The organism is Roseburia sp. CLA-AA-H209 (assembly GCF_020687575.1).
In the GTDB taxonomy this organism is placed as follows: domain Bacteria; phylum Bacillota; class Clostridia; order Lachnospirales; family Lachnospiraceae; genus Roseburia_C; species Roseburia_C amylophila.
The window spans coordinates 278,889-297,697 of record NZ_JAJEQU010000001.1 but is presented as its reverse complement, the minus strand read 5'-3'; the positions used below and the strand labels follow the sequence as shown (position 1 = coordinate 297,697).

The following is an 18,809-nucleotide window of genomic DNA, read 5'->3' as shown; positions in this document are numbered from 1 at the left end:
CGGAGCGTTTTTTACTTTACAGGAAAGCAATTTCCTGTAAAGTAAAAAAAGGGATTGCTTTCGCAATCCCCTCAATTCATTTACATCAATTCAATTATACAAGATAAGGTTTTAATGCTTCCATAATCTCATCCAGATTAGACTCTGCATGAATTGCTAAGTCGATTGGTTTGGATAAATCTAAGCTGAAGATACCCATGATAGATTTAGCATCGATAACGTATCTTCCAGAGATTAAGTCGAAATCAAATTCGAACTGTGTGATTGCGTTTACGAAGGATTTCACCTTATCGATTGAGTTTAATGAAATTTGAACTGTTTTCATAGTAAGACCTCCTTGGTTGCTATAAATACTTTTTCTTAATAGTAACTTCTTTGGAGGTAAAAGTCAACTAGAAGTGAGGAAAAAATCGAATGAAAAAAGCAGCATTGCACAATTTGGGATGCAAGGTGAACGCATATGAGACGGAGGCTATGCAGCAGTTATTAGAACAGGCAGGTTATGAGATTGTTCCTTTTACGGAACAGGCGGATGTCTATGTGATTAACACCTGTTCGGTAACCAACATGGCAGACCGGAAATCCCGCCAGATGCTTCATAAAGCAAAAAAAGAAAATCCGGACAGTATCGTTGTCGCTGCCGGCTGTTATGTCCAGACTTCATCGGAAGAAGCAGCAAGGGATTTATCCGTGGATATCATTATCGGAAATGACAAGAAACATGAACTGGTGGAGCTTATTGAAAACTGTATGAACCAGAAGAAAAATGCAAACGAAGAAACCGAAGGAGTGGATGACTGGAAGGAAAATATCTGCGATATTAATGAGAAAGGCAGAGCATATGAAGCGCTGTCTATCAGCCGGACAGAAGAACATACCAGAGCTTTCTTAAAGGTGCAGGATGGCTGCAACCAGTTCTGCACATATTGTATTATTCCATATGCGAGAGGTAGAATCAGAAGCCGTAAGGCAGAAGAGGTCGTGCGTGAAGTGGAGACACTTGCAGCAAATGGCTGTAAGGAAGTGGTACTGACCGGAATCCATTTAAGTTCCTATGGATTAGACCATGGAGATAATCTTTTACATCTGATTCAGGAAGTGCATAAAGTAGAAGGTATCCGCCGGATTCGTCTGGGTTCCTTGGAGCCTGGAATCATCGATGAGAATTTTGTGAAGGAGCTGGCAAAATTAGAAAAAATCTGTCCGCATTTTCACCTGTCCCTGCAGAGCGGATGCGATGCAACCTTAAAGCGGATGAACCGGAAATATGATACAGCCACTTACGAAGCAGGCTGTAAGCTGATTCGAAAATATTTTACCCATCCGGCAATTACCACAGATGTTATCGTAGGATTCCCGGGAGAAACGGAGGAAGAATTTGAGGCAACGAAGGAATTCTTAGAGCGGATTCATTTTTATGAGATGCATATTTTCAAGTATTCCAAGCGCAAAGGTACGAAGGCAGCAGTGATGCCGGATCAGGTGCCAGAACAGGTGAAGACAGAACGCAGTAAGGTGCTTTTGGCACTGGCACAGGAAATGTCAGAAGAATTCCGGGAGTATTATGTTGGCAGACCGGAAGAAATATTATTAGAAGAAACCGATGAAATCGCAGGAAATGTATATTTTACCGGATATACCAAAGAATATGTAAAGATAGCAGTGCCGGAGGCAGAAGGGGAAGAAAATATTTTGGTGAAAGGTGTAGTGACCGGACGGATTTCAGCGGATGTATACCGGATGGAAAATATTGAAAAAGCAGAGTAGAATTATCGGGAAAAGATAAGTGTATGAGAAGTGTATTTTGAATAATGGTTGAATTTTGCAGTACTTTATATTAGAATAGATTTAGCGATGCTTTTTCATTAGGAAGAACAAAAGAGCAAAATAAGGGCGTGAAAAAATGCAGAACATGAATAACACACAATATTTTAGAGTTGAAAAAGAACCGGAAATCAGGGTACATGATGTACTTAAGATTGTATACGAGGCATTATCCGAGAAAGGATACAATCCGGTCAATCAGATTGTTGGATATATTATGTCTGGTGATCCGACTTATATTACCAGTCACAATAATGCAAGAAGTCTGATTATGAAAGTAGAACGTGACGAACTTGTAGAAGAGATATTAAAGGAATATATCCATACAAATTCATGGAAGTAGGAGGCAGTTGATGCGGATAATCGGTCTTGACTTCGGTTCTAAAACCGTTGGAGTTGCCGTTAGCGATGAACTGCTTATTACTGCACAGGGAATTGAGATTGTGCGCAGAAAATCAGAAAATAAGCTGCGTCAGACATTGGCACGTATTGAAGAATTAATCAAAGAATATAACGTGGAGAAAATTGTTCTCGGCTTTCCGAAAAATATGAATAATAGTGAAGGCGAGCGTTGTGAAAAAACCTTAGAATTTAAAGAAATGTTAGAAAGGCGTACCGGACTTACAGTAGAGCTGTGGGACGAACGCCTTACTACTGTTGCGGCGGATAATCTTATGATGGAAGCCGGAATCCGAAGAGAGAATCGCAAAGAATATGTGGATCAGATAGCGGCATCCTTTATTTTACAGGGATACCTTGACTATCTGCAGAATGAAAAGAATCAGGAGTAAATATGGAAAAAGTAAATTTTACAGACCCGGATACCAATGAGTCAGCAGAATTTTATGTATTAGAGCAGACAACCATACGGGGAATCAATTACCTTCTTGTCACAGTAGACGAAGAGGGTGATTCGGATGCATTTATTTTAAAAGAAACACAGAATGAAGATGATCACAATACCATCTATGAAATGGTGGAAGATGATAAAGAGTTAGAAGCACTTGCAAAAATTTTCGCAGAATTAATGGAAGATGTAGACATTGAATTCTAGGAGAACTTATGTAATTGCGGACAAATGCAATGAGCGCGAAAAGAAAGAATTTATGGAGGTAATATTTTGAAAAAAGAAGCAAATTCAAAATTGAAAATCATTCCATTAGGCGGATTAGAGCAGATTGGAATGAACATAACTGCCTTTGAATACGAAGACAGTATTATTGTTGTGGACTGCGGTTTATCATTCCCGGAGGATGACATGTTTGGTGTAGACCTTGTTATCCCGGATGTGACTTATTTAAAAGATAATATTGACAAAGTAAAGGGATTTTTTATTACACATGGTCACGAAGACCATATCGGAGCAATCCCTTATATTTTAAAAGAAGTCAATGTGCCGATTTATGCAACCAAGCTTACGATTGCAATTATCGAACACAAGTTAGAAGAGCATAATATGCTCAAGAAAGTAAAACGTAAGGTAGTAAAATACGGACAGCATATTAACTTAGGCTGCTTCCGCGTGGAATTTATCCGTACCAACCATAGTATTCAGGATGCGGCAGCTCTTGCCATTTATTCACCGGCAGGAACAGTTGTCCACACCGGAGACTTTAAAGTGGATTATACACCGGTATATGGTGATGCTATCGATTTACAGCGTTTTGGTGAGATTGGTAAGAAGGGTGTACTGGCATTGATGTGTGACTCCACCAATGCAGAGCGTCCTGGCTTTACCATGTCGGAGCGTACCGTAGGAAAGACCTTTGATAATATTTTTGCTGACCATAAGAACACACGAATCATTATTGCAACTTTTGCATCCAATGTAGACCGTGTACAGCAGATTATGAACTCTGCCAATAAGTATGGCAGAAAAGTAGTGATTGAAGGACGAAGCATGGTAAATATCATTACGATTGCGTCTGAGTTGGGATATCTTACCATCCCGGAGCAGACCCTGATTGATATTGAACAGCTGAAGAATTATCCGGATGAGCAGACGGTTATCATTACAACAGGAAGCCAGGGAGAATCCATGGCGGCATTATCCCGTATGGCATCCGGCATGCATCGTAAGATAACAATTAAACCAAAGGATACCATTATTTTTAGTTCCAACCCGATTCCGGGTAATGAAAAAGCAGTGTCCGGTGTCATTAATGAACTGACCATGAAAGGTGCAGAGGTTATTTTCCAGGATGTTCATGTTTCCGGTCATGCCTGTCAGGAGGATATCAAACTGATTTACTCACTGGTAAAACCGAAATATGCAATTCCGGTTCATGGAGAATACCGTCATCTGGTTGCCCAGGCTAAGATTGCAGAAGAACTTGGCATTGATAAAGAAAATATTTTCCTCTTGTCTTCCGGTGATGTATTAGAACTGGATGAGGAAAGCGCAGCAGTTACCGGACATGTACAGGTAGGCGATGTCATGGTAGACGGACTTGGTGTTGGTGACGTAGGAAATATTGTATTGCGTGACAGACAGCATCTGGCAGAAGAAGGAATCATTATTGTTGTAATGACATTGGAAAGTGGCTCCGGAATGGTGCTGGCAGGACCGGACATCGTATCCAGAGGATTTGTCTATGTACGTGGGGCAGAAAGCCTGATGGAGGAAGCTCGTCATGTATTAGAGGGAACCATGGAACACTGCATGGATAAGAATATTACAGACTGGAGCAAGATTAAGACAGAAATCAAAGATGCTTTAGGTGATTTTGTCTGGAAAGAGACAAAGCGCAGACCGATGATTATTCCAATTATTATGGAAGTTTAATGTGGGTGGATGAACATGAGCGTAGTAGAAGATAAGGTAACAGAACTTGTAAATGCAATTCAGGATACCAATGAATATAAGCGTTATCAGGAAGCAAAGAATAAGCTGCATGCGAATCCGGAATTAGAGCAGATTGTATTTGCATTCCGCCAGAAGAATTACCAGATCCAGAACAGTAAAAATGTGGATCTGTTCTGGGAAGTAGACCAGCTGGAGCGGGAAAATATAGATATCCGCAAGAATCCGGTTGCAGAAGAATTTATGACAGCAGAGCTTGCATTCTGCCGTCTGCTGCAGAAAATTAATTTCAGACTGGTTGGCGGCTTGAATTTTGAAGTAGGTTTTGTAAACGAAAGATAATGGAGAGGTTGTGCGATGAGTGCCAGTAAGATTGTGATGAAAATTGTCCGAATCAGTTTTTCTGTTCTTGTTGTTGTACTGGTGATTTTTGTACTTTTTAAGGCAGGAAGCTATGCATATGATTTCGGATATCGCGTGTATACAGAGCAGCCGGTGTCATCCGGTGATGGCAAGGATATTGTGGTTCAGATAGAGGCTGGAATGTCCGGTAGTGATATTGGAAGTATGTTAGAGGAGAAAGGACTTATCCGTGATGCCAGGCTTTTTGCAGTGCAGTTAAAGCTTTCTGCGTATTCTAAAAAAATCAAACCGGGAATATATACGCTGAATACTTCCATGACAGCGAAAGAAATGATGGAAGCCATGTCACCGGTTTCGGAAAAAGATACAGAGGGTACAACGTGATAGTAGAGGAACGATTAGTAACGTATATCAATTCCTTAGACAGTGGAAATACACCGCTTTTAGAGGAAATTGAGGCAGAGGCAAAGAAGAATTATGTGCCGGTTATCCGTAAGGAAATGCAGAGCTTTTTAAAATCCATGCTGGCATTAAAGCGGCCGGAGCGGATTTTGGAAGTGGGAACTGCAGTAGGATTTTCTGCACTTCTGATGGAAGAATATAATCCGGTGCCATGCCGGATTACAACCATAGAAAATTACGAGAAAAGAATTCCTATTGCACAGGCAAATTTCAAACGTGCCGGAAAAGAGAAAGAAATCACACTGATTCCGGGAGATGCCACAGAGGTGTTAAAGACGTTAGAAGATTCTTATGATTTTCTTTTTATGGATGCGGCAAAGGGACAGTATATCAATTTCCTGCCGGATATTCTTCGGCTGATGAAGCCTGGTGCATTACTGGTATCTGACAATGTGCTGCAGGAGGGAGAAATTATCGAATCCCATTATGCAGTAACCAGAAGAAACCGGACCATTCATAAGAGAATGCGGGAATATCTTTATGAACTGACACACAATGACAGTCTTACCACATCGGTGCTTCCGATTGGAGACGGTGTTACCATTAGCATTAAGAAATAGATGATACAGATTGAAATATTAGGAGAAATAAATCAATGAGACCGGTAGAATTACTGATTCCAGCCAGCAGTCTGGAAGTATTAAAAATTGCAGTCATTTATGGAGCGGATGCCGTATATATCGGCGGAGAAGTATTCGGACTTCGTGCGAAGGCAAAAAACTTTTCCATGGAGGATATGGCAGAGGGCATCCAGTTTGCCCATGAGCATGGCGTAAAAGTTTATGTAACAGCAAATATACTGGCTCACAATGGGGATTTGGAAGGTGTAAGAGAGTACTTTACCCAGTTAAAGGAAATCAAGCCGGATGCCCTGATTATTTCCGACCCAGGTATTTATACCATTGCAAAAGAAATCTGCCCGGAAATCGAGCGTCATATCAGTACCCAGGCCAATAATACCAACTATGGAACGTATCAGTTCTGGTGGAACCAGGGCGCAAAGCGTGTGGTAACAGCAAGAGAGCTTTCTTTAAATGAGATTGCTGAGATTCGCAAAAATATTCCGGATGAAATGGAAATCGAGACATTTGTGCATGGAGCAATGTGTATTTCCTATTCCGGAAGATGTCTTTTAAGTAATTATTTTACCGGAAGAGATGCCAACCAGGGAGCCTGCACTCATCCGTGCCGCTGGAAATATGCAGTGGTAGAGGAAAAACGTCCGGGAGAGTATCTGCCGGTTTATGAAAATGAACGTGGTACCTATATTTTTAACTCCAAGGATTTGTGCATGATTGAGCACATCCCGGAACTGATTGAGGCAGGTATTGATTCCTTTAAGATAGAAGGACGTATGAAGACAGCACTTTATGTTGCTACTGTAGCACGTACTTACCGGAAAGCCATTGATGATTATCTTACCTCACCGGAGAAATATAAAGAAAATATGGACTGGTATTTAGAACAGATTTCTAACTGTACTTATCGCCAGTTTACCACCGGATTTTTCTTTGGAAAGCCTTCGGAAGAGAGCCAGATTTACGATAATAACACTTATATCAAAGAGTATACCTACCTTGGAATTGTAGGAGAACGCAACGAAGAGGGATTATATCGAATTGAACAGAGAAATAAATTCTCCGTAGGGGAACAGATTGAAGTCATGAAACCGGATGGAAGAAATATTCCGGTTACCGTAAAACGGATTGTGGACGAAGATGGAAACGAAATGGAATCAGCACCACATCCAAAACAGGTGCTTTACATTGATTTAGGACAGGAACTGGAGATGTATGATATTTTACGCAGACAGGAGGAATGACCTATGGAAGAAAAATATGTTGTTTATGTCGGAACGTATACCCATGAGAACAGTATCGGAATCCATTTATATGATTTGGATGCAAAAAGCGGAGAAATGAAGGAACGGAAAGTGGTTCCCATCAATAATCCTTCCGATTTGCTGGTATCGAAGGATGGCAGATTCTTATATTCCATTGCAGATGAAGGCGTGGAAGCATTTCACATTCTGCCGGACGGAGACCTTGAGCCAATGAACAAGCAGTGGATTGGCGGTATGCGTGGCTGTTATGTGGAAGTGGACAGTAAGAACCGTTATCTTTTCGTAGGCGGTCATCATGATGGCAGAGTGACCATGATGAAGTTGGAGGAAGACGGCAGCATCGGAGAAATCGCAGACGGTATTTTTCATAAGGGAATAGGACGGACCATTGCAGAGCGAAGCTCCAAGCCACATGTAGACTGCGTGAAGCTGACACCGGACGAGAAGTTCTTGTGTGCAGTGGATAATGGATTAGATCATGTAAAGATTTACCGGATTGACTATGAGAATGGCAGGATGAAGCTTGCAGATATCATCCGTTGTCCGTTGGAATCTGCACCGCATATGATTCGCTTCAGCCGTGATGGAAGATTTGCTTATATTCTCTATGAGCTGTTGAATCAGATAGAGGTATTTTCCTATACGTTAGAAAATGACCAGCCGCATTTCGAGAAGGTTCAGACCATTACAACGACCACACCGAAGGAAGCTGATGTCTGTGCTGCATCCGGTCTGGAAGTGACAATGGATGGTGAATATTTATTCTGCAGTAATGCAGGTGCAAACTCCGTATCGATTTATGAAATTGATAAAGAGAGCGGATGTCTTACCATGATGTGTAATTCGAAAATCAGTGGTGATTATCCGAAAATGATTGGTATCTGTCCGGACAGAATGCATTTCATGAGCCTTAATAATGAGACCAATGAGATTACCATGTTTAAGGTAGATTATGAGAAGAAATACATTCTGATGGAAGAGAAGCCGATTCCGGTAGACAAGCCGAATTGTATTTATATCCATAAACTAAGTTAAAAGCGAACTGCAGGAAACATGCTTTAACCAGGCATTTTTCGGTATTCATGTAAAAAGGGTAAAAAAGATGTCGTTTGTTAAAAAAATAACAGACGACATCTTTCTTTTTTGGAAAAATTATGATAGAATAACACGGTTGAAGCCTACCGGTCCGGAGGCTATCAATGGAAGTGCTTGGCCGCAAAGCCTTAAAATGCGGAGAAAAAAGAAAATAGAAAAAGAAAATTCAAGAAAAGAGGAAGAGACTATGAGTGAAAAAAACGTAGCTTTTACCAGGGACAGAAGTATCCCAAAATCTTATGAGCTGGTTCTGACAGCTTTATTTACCGCCATTATTGTCGTAATGGCATTTACCCCGTTAGGATTTATTCCTTTAGTAGTAATTAATGCAACGATTATCCATATACCGGTTATTTTAGGTGCAATTTTCTGCGGACCGAAAAAAGGTGCCTTTTTGGGATTTGTATTTGGATTAACCAGTTTTATTAAAAATACATTGATGCCAACTTCAATGTCAGCATTTGTATTTTCACCGATACTGGCAAGCAGCATCGATGGTGCAGCAGGAGTGGTAAAGAGTACCATTATCTGTTTTGTACCACGAATTTTAGTAGGTATCATCCCATATTTCGTATATCGTGGAATTGTAAAATTAACCACATCCAGCCATGCAAAGGCTGCAAAGGTAATCAGTAATCTTGTAATCAGTGCACTTTTACTGGTAGGTATCCATGCGTTCTTTGCTAAAATGCTGACAACAGATTCGAAGGAAATGATTGGCTGGATATCAGGTGCAGCTGCAGCAGTTATTTATTTTATTGTAGTGGAATTGACCGGAAGAAAGAAGGATGGTAGATTCTTGGGCTATGTCTATGCCGGCGTGACCGGTGCATTGACCAATACATTGCTTGTAATGCCGATGATTTATATTTTCTATAAAGAGGCATATGCCAATGCATTGAGCATTGAACCGGGCGCAGTTATGGGTGTAATCCTTGGCGTTATCAGCTTTAATGGAATTATAGAAGCGATTGTAGCAGCCGTTCTGGTAGCCGCAATTGGAATGGTATTGAATAAAGTACACAGGAGGTAATTCATATGTTAAAGGGCAGGAATATATTACTGGCAGTGACAGGCAGTATTGCAGCATATAAAGCGGCTTCGCTTGCCAGTATGCTGGTAAAGCAGCACGCAGATGTGCATGTAATTATGACGAAAAATGCAGAGCAGTTTATATCACCGGTTACCTTTGAGACACTGACCGGAAATAAGGTGATTGACGATACCTTTGACCGCAACAGCGGATATCATGTGGCACATATTGCCATGGCACAGGAGGCAGATGTAGTGATGATTGCTCCGGCATCTGCCAATGTCATTGCAAAGCTGGCACACGGAATTGCAGATGATATGCTCACTTCTACCATGTTAGCCTGTGAGGCTCCGATATATCTTGCCCCGGCAATGAATACACATATGTTTGACAATCCGGTAACACAGGATAATCTTAAGAAGCTAAGAGAATATGGTTATCACATCATTGAGCCATCCTCAGGCTATCTTGCCTGTGGCGATACCGGAAGGGGAAAACTTCCGGAACCGGAAGAACTGTTAGAATATATTCTGCAGGAAGCTGCCTGTGAGAAAGACCTGACAGGAAAGAAGGTTCTCATCACAGCAGGAGCCACCCAGGAGGCAATTGACCCGGTACGTTATGTGACCAACCATTCCACTGGAAAAATGGGTTATGCACTGGCAAAGAATGCGGCAAGAAGAGGGGCAGAGGTAACACTGGTCACCGGACCGACCAGCCTTGAAAAGCCTTTTTTTGTAAATACAATTCCGGTGGTTACGGCAGAAGAGATGTATCAGGCTGTCACAGATGCATTTGCAGAACAGGATATTGTAGTCATGGCTGCAGCAGTAGCAGATTACCGCCCAAAGACCGTTGCGGATGAGAAAATAAAAAAAGCCGATGGTGGACTGGCGCTGGAAATGGAACGCACGAAAGATATTTTGGGAACCATTTCTGCCCGGAAGGAAAAACAGTTCCTGTGTGGATTTTCCATGGAGACACAGCATCTGAAAGAAAATTCCAAAGCCAAGTTAGAAAAGAAAAAGCTTGATATGATTGTTGCCAATAATCTTAAGACAGCGGGAGCCGGATTTGGTACCGATACCAATGTGGTAACTTTGATTACAGAATCAGAAGAAAAAGAGCTTCCGATTATGTCGAAGGATGAAGTGGCTTCAGCTATCTTTGATGAGATTCTAAGCAAAATGCAGGCGTAGAAAATAATAATAATCCCTGTCAGCGGAAGGTCACCTGAGTTTGTGACTTGTAGCAGACAGGGATTTTGCTGTTTCTGATAGAAGCCTTTATTTCTTGTAGAAATCTTTGATGCCATCCATCCGGGCACTCATGTTAGAAAGCATGGCATCGAAAATAGTAATGGCAGCCATGGATTCGACAACCACAACAGCTCTTGGAACGATAATCGGATCGTGACGTCCCTTGATATTGATTTCGATTTCCTCGCCGTTTTTATTTATGGTCTTCTGGGTGGAAGCAATGGAAGGAGTCGGCTTGATGGCAGCACGGAATACAATCGGCGAGCCATCACTCATGCCGCCTAAGATACCGCCGGCGTGGTTGGTTTCTTTTGTGACAGAACCGTTTTCATCCGTTACAAAGGCATCGTTGTTGGTAAGTCCGGTAGCGGCAGCAACTGCAAATCCATCACCGATTTCAAAGCCTTTTACAGCACCAATGGAGAAAATTGCTTTGGCTAAATTTGCATCGATTTTTTCGAATACCGGGTCACCGATTCCTGCAGGAACACCGGTAATAACACATTCGATAATACCGCCGGCAGAGTTCTGCATGGCTTTGCATTCTTCCAGATAGGAAGCGGCTTTTGCAGCAGCATCTGCATCCGGCATATAGAGCGGATTCTTCGTAATTTCTGCAGCATCAAATCTGGTTTCGTCAATGGTGATGGGACCGATGCTCTTACTGTAGGTGAGAATCTCAATGCCAAGTTCCTTTAAAATCTTTGCGGCAACCGCACCGGCAGCCACACGTCCGATAGTCTCACGACCGGAAGAACGTCCGCCACCACGGTAATCCCGGAAACCGTATTTGGCATCAAAGGTAAAGTCAGCATGTCCCGGACGATAGTAGGAAGCAATCTCACGGTAGTCTTTGGAATGCTGGTTTTCATTTATCACAATCAGTGAGATTGGAGTTCCGGTGGTTCTGCCTTCAAAGACACCGGAAAGAATATGTACTGCATCATCCTCTTTTCGCGGGGTAGAGAAAGCAGATTGTCCCGGTTTACGCCGGTTTAAATAGGTCTGTATATCTTCTTCACAAAGGGAAAGTCCGGCAGGACAGCCGTCAATTACGACACCGATTCCTGATCCGTGTGATTCTCCCCAGGTTGTAATTTTAAAGTTAGTTCCAATAGTTGAGCCTGCCATAGCATCCTCCTGAGTTGTTTTTGTAAAAAAGTCAGACTCTATTATAGAAGATTTTTCAGATACTGGCAATCCCACAGTTGCAAAAAGTGCGAAAACAAGGTATGCTAGGATAGTATTTGTAAAAAGAACAGAAACAGGAGATTATATGTACGAATTATTAAAACAGGATGGAAGAGCAAAGAGGGGCATTTTTCATACCGTACATGGTGATATACAGACCCCGGTGTTTATGAATGTAGGAACGGTCGCTGCCATAAAGGGAGCTGTTTCTACCGAAGACTTAGAGCAGATTAAGACACAGGTGGAATTATCCAATACCTATCATCTGCATGTACGTCCGGGAGATAAATTAATCAAAGAGCTGGGCGGACTGCACAAGTTCATGGTGTGGGACAAACCAATCCTTACCGATTCCGGTGGATTCCAGGTATTTTCACTGGCAGGACTCCGTAAAATCAAAGAAGAGGGAGTCTATTTCCATTCCCACATTGATGGAGCGAAAATCTTCATGGGACCGGAAGAAAGTATGCAGATACAGTCTAATCTGGCATCCACCATTGCCATGGCATTTGATGAATGTGCACCGGCACTGGCTGACCGTGGATATGTAGAGGCATCCGTAGCCAGAACAACCCGCTGGCTGGCACGCTGTAAGGCTGAAATGACAAGACTGAATGGGTTGGAAGATACCATTAATAAAAATCAGATGCTGTTTGGAATTAACCAGGGAGCCATTTATCCGGATATCCGGGTTGACCATGCAAAGCGAATCAGTGAATTGGATTTAGATGGCTATGCAGTAGGTGGACTTGCGGTAGGCGAGACCCACGAAGAGATGTATGATATCTTAGACCAGACCGTTCCATATCTGCCACTTGAGAAACCAACCTATCTTATGGGTGTCGGAACTCCGGCAAATATTTTAGAGGCAGTAGACCGTGGCGTGGATTTCTTTGACTGTGTATATCCGACCCGTAATGGCCGCCACGGACATCTTTATACCAATCAGGGAAAGATTAATCTTTTCAATAAGAAATATGAAAAGGATATGCGCCCAATCGAGGAAGGCTGTCAGTGTCCGACCTGCCGCCGCTACAGCAGAGCCTATGTCCGCCATTTATTAAAGGCAAAGGAAATGCTTGGCATGCGTCTTTGCGTATTACACAATCTGTATTTCTACAACACTATGATGGAAGAAATCAGAGACGCCATCGATGCCGGCAGCTACAAGTCATACAAAGAGGAAAAACTCTATGGTATGAACCAGATAAACCGTGAAAAAGAGGCACAAATCTAAAAAAAGAATGAAATATCGGGAAAATACTTGTGAAACGCAGTCTTTTTGTGTACAATGTTTTTTATGAACTTAAGTTGTAATTCAGGAGGAAAAGAAATGTCTATTTTAGCATCACAGCAGGCACAGGCCTGGGGAAGCATTATTATGTGGGTAGTAATTATGGTTGTATTCGTATACTTCTTCATGATTCGTCCACAGAAGAAAGAAGCAAAGAAAAAAGAGCAGATGATGTCAGAGTTAGCAGTAGGTGATACCGTACTGACAACCAGCGGTTTCTACGGAATCGTAATTGACGTATCTGAAGATGATACTGTTATCGTTGAGTTTGGCAGCAACAGAAACTGCCGTATCCCAATGCAGAAAGCAGCAATTGCAGCAATCGAAAAACCGGAAGAAGCAGTAGAAGCAAAAGAAACCAAAGAGAAGAAATAAGATAAGACCTTAGAAAATCCGTGGAGTGTGCGAGATGTACAAACCACGGATTTTTTGTATACAAGGAACAGACAGTTGCCTGAAAAAATGCAGGTATGTTATAATAGAATAAAATTGCAACAAATAGAAATTGTTATAAATTCATAGAAAATGAGGTGAGAATGATGTCATACAGCATGAAAGAATTGTTAGATAAATATATAGCAGAAATTAAAAAAATATATGGAACGCATTTGCAGGAAGTGATTTTGTATGGCTCATACGCCAGAGGGGATTTTAAAGAAGATTCAGATATTGATATCATGATATTGCTTGACATAACAGATATGGAAATGAAGCAATATCAGCATCAGTTATCTTATGCGACATTCGATTTTAATATGGATAATGACCTGGATATTAAGCCGATAACAAAGAATGATGAACATTTCCGCAAATGGAGTGAAGCATATCCGTTTTATGAGAATGTAAGGAAAGAGGGAGTAAGGTTATATGAGAATATTCAAGAAAAAATCCATGCCATTGCCCTATGATAAAATGAACAAGAAGCCTGTTATTAAAGCCAGCATCTGCAATGGAGAACAGGTGGCGGGCTTTAAAGATATCCATACAGGAAAAATAGAGGAAATAATGCTGATAAAAAATGAGGCAGACCTTGATACTTTCCGGAAAATGTATGGAATTGAGGGAAAAATAGAAAAGGAATATTAAGCAAGGCATAATAGAAATTCAAGAACAGAAGGAAAAGGAGCATAACCATGCAGACAGACATTAACGCAGCATATTTTAAAAGCATCATTGACCAGGACCGTTGTTCCGTTGTGATATGTAATTTAAAGCACGAATAGTCTATATGTAGAGCGGTACATCGACAAAGGTGTATCGCTCTATTTTGAAAAGAAAGAGTTTAAAAAAACAACAATACTGTTTAAAAACAAACTATTTAAACAAAAAAATAAACTCGAATTAAAATGTTAATTGAGATATTATAGTAAATAATCAAAGAAAAATGAGGTTAATCATTTATGGATGTATATTATGAACTGTTAAAAAAGCCGGTATTTACATTAAATGATGTGAATCAGTTTTATCAGAATATGGAATCAGCCTGTTCAGCAGTTCGACGGTTGTTGAATAAGGGGCGCATTGTTCGGATAAAAAAGAATATGTACACTTGTATAAGTGGAGAAACAGATAGTCCTGTTGCAAACAAGTACCAGATAGGATGTGCTATTACGGAATCATCATATATATCGCATCATACAGCAATGGAATATTATGGCATGGGTGACCAGGTGTATTATGATATATATGTTTCGTCTAAAACACCATTTAAAGAGTTTGAATTTGACGGCTATAATTATTGCTATATTGCCTCGAAGTGTGATATCGGTATTGAAGAGATTATGTACAGTGGTGGTATACGGGTGACAACTAAGGAGAGGACAGTTGTTGACAGTATAAAAGATATGGACAAAATAGCCGGCATTGAGGAGGTAATAGCAGATATAGAAGCAGTGACATACTTACAGGAAAAACGTTTGTTACAGTATCTGCAAGCGTATCATAATCAGTTCCTGTATCAAAAGACAGGGTACCTGCTTTTGGCGTATCAAAATAAACTCGGATTAAGTGATGATTTTTTTGAATTTTGCAGGGGAAAAATCGGGAAAAGTAAGCGATATCTGACGAAGGAAATGACGGGTGGAAAATATGATAACAGTTGGAAGCTGGTTGTTCCAAATGATATATATGGCATGAAAAATGGGGTGTTAGATGATAGCATATAATAAGATTGAATTAGAAAAAGCGGCAAAACAGGCAGGATTTGTCAGAGATACATTTGAAAAAGTGCTACGGTTGAAAGAAGTTTTGAAATATATTAACAGTGATGCGTATTTAAGGGAGCATTTAGCGTTAAAAGGCGGTACTGCAATTAATATGACAATATTCAATCTGCCACGTTTGTCAGTAGATATTGATTTAGATTTTACTCCGAACTTATCCAAAGATGATACGCAGATGCATAGAAAACAGATTACGGAACAATTGTGTGAATATATGGAAGAATCAGGGTATTACCGGTCTGAATCATCAAGATATAGCCATAGTTTAGATGCATTTTTGTTTTTGTATCAAAATGCAGGCGGAAATAGGGATAATATCAAGGTGGAAATCAATTATTTCTTGCGGTCACATTTGTTTGAACCGACAAAACGGAGGATTGTGACGGATATGTTTCAGGAAGATGTGATGATTCGAACATTACATCCGATGGAAATTTTTGCTGCCAAGGCAAATGCATTAATGAGCAGGGCTGCAGCGAGGAACTTATATGATTTCAATAATATGATAACATATGGTTTATTTGGAAAAGAGGAAGAAATTCTTCTACGAAAATGTATTATATTTTATGCTTCAGTATCAGCAGAAGTAATTAACAGGAATTTTGACACATCTGCAATTGATGGCTTGAATTTTACGAAAATCAGGAGAGATTTGTTTCCGGTTTTGAGGAAGAAAGATAATTTTAATCTGGAAGAGAGAAAGAAGAAGGCAAAAACATATATACAGGAACTTATGATGTTGACACCAGAAGAAAGAGAATATTTAGAGGCATTTGAAAGAAAAGAGTATAGACCAGAGTTGTTGTTTGATGATAAAATAATTTTAGATAATATTTGTAGTCATCCTATGGCAATATGGAAAATGAAAGAACAGAAGGAAAAGGAGCATAACCATGCAGACAGACATTAACGCAGCATATTTTAAAAGCATCATTGACCAGGACCGTTGTTCTGTTGTGATATGTAATTTAAAGCACGAAATCATTTATATGAATCCGACTGCAGTAAAAAGCTATGAGAAATGGGGCGGTGAAAGCCTTGTTGGAAGAAGTCTTTTAAACTGCCATAATGAAGAATCGCAAAAACGCATCCAGCAGGTAATCGACTGGTTCTCAGCAGATGAAAGCCACAATCTCATCTATACATCCCATAATGTGAAGCAGAATAAAGATGTGTATATGGTTGCTTTAAGGGATGCCGAGGGAAAGCTGATTGGCTATTATGAGAAGCACGAATTCAGAAATGCGGAAACCATGAAAAAATATGATTTGTGGTAAAAGGACATTCGATAATCCTTCTTACAGTTGTAATATATTTTATAGAGCGGGTAGAATGAGATAAAGGAGATAAGAACAATGAAGATAAATGAAAAATACAATATTGGAAAATTATACATTTTTAATGAAAATTATGAATTGACACCATATATTCCAACACAGGAAGATATAGAAAAACATCCTAATTTTTTATTTGATAAGCGTAATTGTGAAAATGTACATATTTTTCCAAAGGATATTAGAATTGGAAAGAGTTGTTCAGACGCTATTGCAAATAAGCTGAAAGAAATTAGAAAAATAATTTGCATATCAGATAGTAGTCTTGTTCAAAGTATGGGAAGTGGCAGGGCTGTTATTTGCAGAGATACAATCCAGTGTGAAAGTGATAAATTATTTCAGTATATCCCACTGATATATAAGGATGTACGATATGATGTTACAGCAATACGTTTCTTTAAATCGGAAACAGAGGTGAATTGCATTTTAAATGCTATGCAAATAAAAGTGTATCAGGGAAAGGAACCTTTCTCATTACAGAATTATCCGATGCATGGTGGGGATGATGTGAATTATGATGATGAGGCAGTTTATTATAATATACCAATTAGATTTGAAGATTCATCGGAACAAATAGCATCTCAGATATTACAATTTGTGAAAAGAGAATAAGGACTAGTATATATAGAGAGCGGTACATCGACAAAGGTGTATCGCTCTATTTAAATTCAATAATATCATTTGGGGTACATTCTATGATTTTGCAAAGCTTTTCTACAGTGAGTAAAGTAATATTTCTGTTATGTTTTAAGCCGTCCAGGGTTTTATTGTCAATGCCCATCTTTAGAAGCTGGTATTGGGATATCTTTTTGGATTTCATGGTATTCCACAGGGGTTCATAGCTTATTATAGCAAATCATTCCTTTCTGTTAGTATGATGAATCTAATTTTAGAGAAATATTGTTGAACATAACATTGTGAATATATCCACAATGTGCTATGATTGAAATTGCCAAAAATAAAGTACAGGAGTGATGAAGATGAAAAAGAAAACAAAAATAATATTGGCGAGTATAGTGGTTTGTATCATTGTGGTAGCACTGGGAGCTGTAATTAAGATAAGCCTTGATAGACAGGCAAAGAAAAAGAGCCTGGCAGAGGGTGAGACAGCAATAGAAACGTATTTACAATCTTTTCAAGAGGAAAGTGAAGAGGCAAAAAAAGAAGAAATATATGCATCTTTTCAATCTGATGAAAAAATTAACGCAGTGATAGAAAAATATTTTCAGAGCAAGAAAGAGAGAAAGGAGGATTGGTATAAGAATTATTCAAAGACAAATAAGAAAATGTATAATTATTTCGTTGATTATTTTAATGATTTAGTTGATAAAGAAAATGAAAACTTTGAGAATGACAAAAGTATTACCAATTGTGATACTATTATCGGTAATTTAAATAATATTAATGATGAATTAAAGAAGGATAATGCTTTATCCTCTGATGATAAAAATGATCTTAAAGATACTTTATCAGGTTATATCAATACAATTAATGATGAAATTAATAATATTGTTTCAAATTATAATGATACGTATAATTCATATGTAATCAGTGACGTTGATAATGCTTCAAAAGATGATTTAAATACTGCAATTACAAATTTAAATACTTTAAAAGATGAATTAACAAATTTAGGTACTGATCATTTTACAGATATTATTTCTAATATCGATAGTAATGTTGAAACTTACACTAATAAAGTATCAGAGATTGAAGAAGCAGAAAAAAAAGCAGCTGAAGAAGCTGAAAAGAAGAAACAGGAAGAAAAGAAAAAGAAAGAATCAGCCGCTTCAAATAACGATTCAAATAGCAATAGCAGCAGTTCTTCAAGTAATAATTCTTCATCGAGTACTCCATCTAGAGGTGGCTTGACACAGGATTCTTGGGCTATTACTGCTTTAGATGGACATTTTAATGCTCCGCAGGTTATTTATGATGCTTGGAATAGTGGAAAAGGATATAGTTGGACTCAAGCTGATGATAATACATGTTATTGGAGTGTAGAAGGTGGAACTATTGGTTATGCTTGTGATCAATATGGTAATGTTCTTTATACATTTAATTAATTTTTAAAGGAGAAATATTT

At 39.4% G+C, this 18,809-nt stretch carries 24 protein-coding genes; 21 read left to right on the top strand and 3 right to left on the bottom strand.

All coding sequences use genetic code 11. The annotated features are described in order from the left end of the window. Window positions 1–94 precede the first annotated feature (94 nt). Window positions 95–325 (bottom strand): HPr family phosphocarrier protein, encoded by a 231-nt coding sequence (locus LKD41_RS01515; RefSeq protein ID WP_022243076.1) that lies wholly within the window; start codon window positions 323–325, stop codon window positions 95–97. An 89-nt stretch (window positions 326–414) separates the two neighbouring features. Here LKD41_RS01515 and mtaB point away from each other — a divergent pair, with 89 nt between their 5' ends. From mtaB to coaBC, 12 genes are all read left to right on the top strand, one after another. After that, a complete protein-coding gene (mtaB, locus tag LKD41_RS01510) occupies window positions 415–1,767 on the top strand; it encodes a tRNA (N(6)-L-threonylcarbamoyladenosine(37)-C(2))-methylthiotransferase MtaB (protein WP_227700184.1) in 1,353 nt (450 codons plus the stop codon). Window positions 1,768–1,903: 136 nt separating this feature from the next. Continuing rightward, window positions 1,904–2,167 (top strand): IreB family regulatory phosphoprotein, encoded by a 264-nt coding sequence (locus tag LKD41_RS01505; protein ID WP_022243074.1) that lies wholly within the window; start codon window positions 1,904–1,906, stop codon window positions 2,165–2,167. 10 nt (window positions 2,168–2,177) lie between these two features. Continuing rightward, on the top strand, window positions 2,178–2,615 hold the full coding sequence (gene ruvX, locus LKD41_RS01500) for a Holliday junction resolvase RuvX (protein WP_022243073.1): 438 nt from the start codon (window positions 2,178–2,180) through the stop codon (window positions 2,613–2,615). A 2-nt stretch (window positions 2,616–2,617) separates the two neighbouring features. Then, on the top strand, window positions 2,618–2,878 hold the full coding sequence (locus LKD41_RS01495) for a DUF1292 domain-containing protein (protein ID WP_022243072.1): 261 nt from the start codon (window positions 2,618–2,620) through the stop codon (window positions 2,876–2,878). Between the two features lie 66 nt (window positions 2,879–2,944). Beyond that, entirely contained in the window at window positions 2,945–4,609 is a 1,665-nt protein-coding gene (locus tag LKD41_RS01490) for a ribonuclease J (protein ID WP_022243071.1), read from the top strand. 15 nt (window positions 4,610–4,624) lie between these two features. Beyond that, window positions 4,625–4,969, top strand: coding sequence for a YlbF family regulator (locus LKD41_RS01485; protein WP_022243070.1), 345 nt, complete (start codon window positions 4,625–4,627; stop codon window positions 4,967–4,969). Window positions 4,970–4,984: 15 nt separating this feature from the next. Next, window positions 4,985–5,374 carry an endolytic transglycosylase MltG gene (locus tag LKD41_RS01480; RefSeq protein ID WP_022243069.1) on the top strand — a complete coding sequence of 130 codons (390 nt, stop codon included), beginning with the start codon at window positions 4,985–4,987 and terminating at the stop codon, window positions 5,372–5,374. Beyond that, entirely contained in the window at window positions 5,371–6,012 is a 642-nt protein-coding gene (locus LKD41_RS01475) for an O-methyltransferase (RefSeq protein ID WP_227700183.1), read from the top strand. The genes LKD41_RS01480 and LKD41_RS01475 overlap by 4 nt, the downstream gene beginning before the upstream one ends. A 35-nt stretch (window positions 6,013–6,047) precedes the next feature. Beyond that, complete coding sequence (locus tag LKD41_RS01470) at window positions 6,048–7,274, top strand: peptidase U32 family protein (RefSeq protein WP_117697019.1); 1,227 nt, start codon at window positions 6,048–6,050, stop codon at window positions 7,272–7,274. Between the two features lie 3 nt (window positions 7,275–7,277). Further along, on the top strand, window positions 7,278–8,330 hold the full coding sequence (locus tag LKD41_RS01465) for a lactonase family protein (protein ID WP_118172665.1): 1,053 nt from the start codon (window positions 7,278–7,280) through the stop codon (window positions 8,328–8,330). A gap of 247 nt (window positions 8,331–8,577) precedes the next feature. After that, window positions 8,578–9,423: an ECF transporter S component gene (locus tag LKD41_RS01460; protein ID WP_227700182.1), complete on the top strand. Its 846-nt coding sequence runs from the start codon at window positions 8,578–8,580 to the stop codon at window positions 9,421–9,423. Between the two features lie 5 nt (window positions 9,424–9,428). Continuing rightward, window positions 9,429–10,622: a bifunctional phosphopantothenoylcysteine decarboxylase/phosphopantothenate--cysteine ligase CoaBC gene (gene coaBC / locus LKD41_RS01455; protein ID WP_227700181.1), complete on the top strand. Its 1,194-nt coding sequence runs from the start codon at window positions 9,429–9,431 to the stop codon at window positions 10,620–10,622. An 87-nt stretch (window positions 10,623–10,709) separates the two neighbouring features. On the opposite strand, the gene aroC is transcribed toward coaBC, so the two are convergent. Further along, the gene (gene aroC / locus LKD41_RS01450; RefSeq protein ID WP_227700180.1) at window positions 10,710–11,813 is read right to left on the bottom strand and encodes a chorismate synthase; all 1,104 of its coding nucleotides are present in this window, start codon (window positions 11,811–11,813) and stop codon (window positions 10,710–10,712) included. A 145-nt stretch (window positions 11,814–11,958) separates the two neighbouring features. On the opposite strand from aroC, the gene tgt reads away from it, so the two are divergent. The 8 genes from tgt (at window position 11,959) to LKD41_RS01410 (ending at window position 17,335) form a co-directional block, all read left to right on the top strand. Continuing rightward, on the top strand, window positions 11,959–13,110 hold the full coding sequence (tgt, locus tag LKD41_RS01445) for a tRNA guanosine(34) transglycosylase Tgt (RefSeq protein ID WP_117840953.1): 1,152 nt from the start codon (window positions 11,959–11,961) through the stop codon (window positions 13,108–13,110). Window positions 13,111–13,206: 96 nt separating this feature from the next. Continuing rightward, on the top strand, window positions 13,207–13,542 hold the full coding sequence (gene yajC / locus LKD41_RS01440; RefSeq protein WP_022243061.1) for a preprotein translocase subunit YajC: 336 nt from the start codon (window positions 13,207–13,209) through the stop codon (window positions 13,540–13,542). A gap of 176 nt (window positions 13,543–13,718) precedes the next feature. Next, the gene (locus tag LKD41_RS01435) at window positions 13,719–14,075 is read left to right on the top strand and encodes a nucleotidyltransferase domain-containing protein (RefSeq protein WP_331470866.1); all 357 of its coding nucleotides are present in this window, start codon (window positions 13,719–13,721) and stop codon (window positions 14,073–14,075) included. Beyond that, complete coding sequence (locus tag LKD41_RS01430; RefSeq protein ID WP_118087383.1) at window positions 14,035–14,253, top strand: aspartate dehydrogenase; 219 nt, start codon at window positions 14,035–14,037, stop codon at window positions 14,251–14,253. Before LKD41_RS01435 ends, LKD41_RS01430 begins: the two co-directional genes overlap by 41 nt. 314 nt (window positions 14,254–14,567) lie before the next feature. Next, window positions 14,568–15,332, top strand: coding sequence for a type IV toxin-antitoxin system AbiEi family antitoxin domain-containing protein (locus LKD41_RS01425; protein ID WP_022243056.1), 765 nt, complete (start codon window positions 14,568–14,570; stop codon window positions 15,330–15,332). After that, window positions 15,319–16,299: a nucleotidyl transferase AbiEii/AbiGii toxin family protein gene (locus LKD41_RS01420; RefSeq protein WP_227700179.1), complete on the top strand. Its 981-nt coding sequence runs from the start codon at window positions 15,319–15,321 to the stop codon at window positions 16,297–16,299. The genes LKD41_RS01425 and LKD41_RS01420 overlap by 14 nt, the downstream gene beginning before the upstream one ends. Continuing rightward, a complete protein-coding gene (locus LKD41_RS01415; protein ID WP_227700178.1) occupies window positions 16,283–16,666 on the top strand; it encodes a PAS domain-containing protein in 384 nt (127 codons plus the stop codon). Before LKD41_RS01420 ends, LKD41_RS01415 begins: the two co-directional genes overlap by 17 nt. A gap of 78 nt (window positions 16,667–16,744) precedes the next feature. Next, complete coding sequence (locus tag LKD41_RS01410; protein ID WP_117947655.1) at window positions 16,745–17,335, top strand: hypothetical protein; 591 nt, start codon at window positions 16,745–16,747, stop codon at window positions 17,333–17,335. Window positions 17,336–17,381: 46 nt separating this feature from the next. On the opposite strand, the gene LKD41_RS15885 is transcribed toward LKD41_RS01410, so the two are convergent. After that, window positions 17,382–17,543: a helix-turn-helix domain-containing protein gene (locus LKD41_RS15885; protein WP_255669400.1), complete on the bottom strand. Its 162-nt coding sequence runs from the start codon at window positions 17,541–17,543 to the stop codon at window positions 17,382–17,384. Window positions 17,544–17,703: 160 nt separating this feature from the next. Between LKD41_RS15885 and LKD41_RS01400 the strand changes: the two genes are divergently transcribed. Next, entirely contained in the window at window positions 17,704–18,789 is a 1,086-nt protein-coding gene (locus LKD41_RS01400; protein WP_227700177.1) for a CT620/CT621 family type III secretion system effector, read from the top strand. Window positions 18,790–18,809 lie beyond the last annotated feature (20 nt).